Source organism: Candidatus Kurthia intestinigallinarum, from assembly GCF_003991225.1.
In the GTDB taxonomy this organism is placed as follows: Bacteria; Bacillota; Bacilli; order Bacillales_A; family Planococcaceae; genus Kurthia; species Kurthia populi.
Genome location: NZ_JTFC01000185.1, coordinates 1 through 1,432, shown reverse-complemented (window position 1 = coordinate 1,432; position 1,432 = coordinate 1). Strand labels below are relative to the sequence as shown.

At 31.8% G+C, this 1,432-nt stretch carries 3 protein-coding genes; 1 reads left to right on the top strand and 2 read right to left on the bottom strand.

All coding sequences use genetic code 11. From position 1 onward, the window contains the following. Positions 1–168: 168 nt before the first annotated feature. The gene (locus QI30_RS19635) at positions 169–723 is read left to right on the top strand and encodes a hypothetical protein (RefSeq protein ID WP_126992116.1); all 555 of its coding nucleotides are present in this window, start codon (positions 169–171) and stop codon (positions 721–723) included. Positions 724–766: 43 nt separating this feature from the next. Here the strand turns inward: QI30_RS19635 and QI30_RS19630 are convergent, their stop codons facing one another. Together QI30_RS19630 and QI30_RS20725 are read right to left on the bottom strand one after the other, a co-directional pair. Next, positions 767–1,120 (bottom strand): hypothetical protein, encoded by a 354-nt coding sequence (locus QI30_RS19630; protein WP_126992107.1) that lies wholly within the window; start codon positions 1,118–1,120, stop codon positions 767–769. A gap of 16 nt (positions 1,121–1,136) precedes the next feature. Further along, on the bottom strand, positions 1,137–1,432 hold a 296-nt coding region (locus tag QI30_RS20725), incomplete at its 5' end, for a conjugal transfer protein TrbL family protein (RefSeq protein WP_370323648.1).

The following is a 1,432-nucleotide window of genomic DNA, read 5'->3' as shown; positions in this document are numbered from 1 at the left end:
AACTTCTTCACGTCGATACATTTCTCCAACCTCCTTCTTTATTTCAAAAGTAGAAATTTCTACTTTTGAAAGGTATATATTTCTACTTATGTTTTTTGTACTTATGTTCTATTTATTCACTTTCAAAACTATATTCTATTTGTTAAATTAAAATTAAGGAGGTGCTTTATGCACTTAGATAAACATATTAAAGACTTTTTTCACCTAGTAAAAATACAGCAAATTGAGATTTACAATGAATTTTCTTTGCAACACGAATTAGGCGTATATTTGCGTAATCATCTTGATTCTACTTTTAAAATTCAATTCGAAAGAAATATTCGTTTCTTTGGGATTCAAGAAAAGTTAATTAAAAAAGAATTGGATATAGCAATCTATAATTCACAAACAAATGAAAAATATGCTATCGAACTTAAATTCCCCAAAAATGGGCAGCATCCTGAATCAATGTTTAGTTTTTCTAAAGACATTAAATTTATGGAACAAATAAAAGAACATGGTTTTACTAATACATATGCTGTAACCTACGTCGAAGATAAATTATTTTATAAGGGTTCCAATACTAGCGGTATCTATGCATATTTCCGTTCGGGTCATTTACTTCACGGTGAAATTATTAAACCTACAGGAAAAAAAGATGAGCATTTTTATATTAATGGTTCATATCAAATAAATTGGACAAGTTTAGATAACGATGCTTGTTATTATATAGTTACGATTTAATACTTAACAAAAGTAGAAATTTCTACTTTTGTTAAGTATATTTTTATTTACTAAGCTTAATCGTTGCACCTTCCACTCGCTTACCGTCCTCATCTAGTTCATACAAAGTGATGTTCTCTTTATCGTGCTGTTCAATTTCATAGAAATAATCTCTTTTTACTTCTCCATCTTTTTTATCAACAATATGCAATTGATTTCCTTTTACTTCCCATTCATAAGAAAATTTCATAGCTCCAAAATCCATTGTTAACAAATCATTGTTTTTAAAATCAAAAGAGCCTGCTACACCATCAGATCCGTTTGCATCCCATTCACCCTCTAAATTCAATTGACTATCCCCACACGCTGCTAATAAAAACGTTAATAATACAATAGGTAACACACGCATCCACTTCATCACCTTAGCCTCCTATCTATTTTAAAAGTCGCATCATCGAAATACGGGTAGCTGACTTACCAAGAGAAATCCCGCCTTTTGCACCTCCACTTGAATACCACATAGAACGAAGTACGCTAGGCCCACGAATAATTAATACACCGCAACCGATGATTAACATAAAGTCATACCAACTATTAAAGTTAGCGAGCAACTGGACAATGGCTGCCATGAGTAGCACTTGCGTAACAATACTAACAATTTGGCTTAAAAATTCACGCCACCACACTTCACTAAAATCATAGTTTTCAGTCGCAATGGTAATCGCTGCAA

Excerpts from the sequence above, each read along its gene's own strand:
- QI30_RS19635 (WP_126992116.1), top strand. The coding sequence starts at position 169 with ATGCACTTAGATAAACATATTAAAGACTTTTTTCACCTAGTAAAAATA.
- QI30_RS19630 (WP_126992107.1), bottom strand. The coding sequence starts at position 1,120 with ATGAAGTGGATGCGTGTGTTACCTATTGTATTATTAACGTTTTTATTA.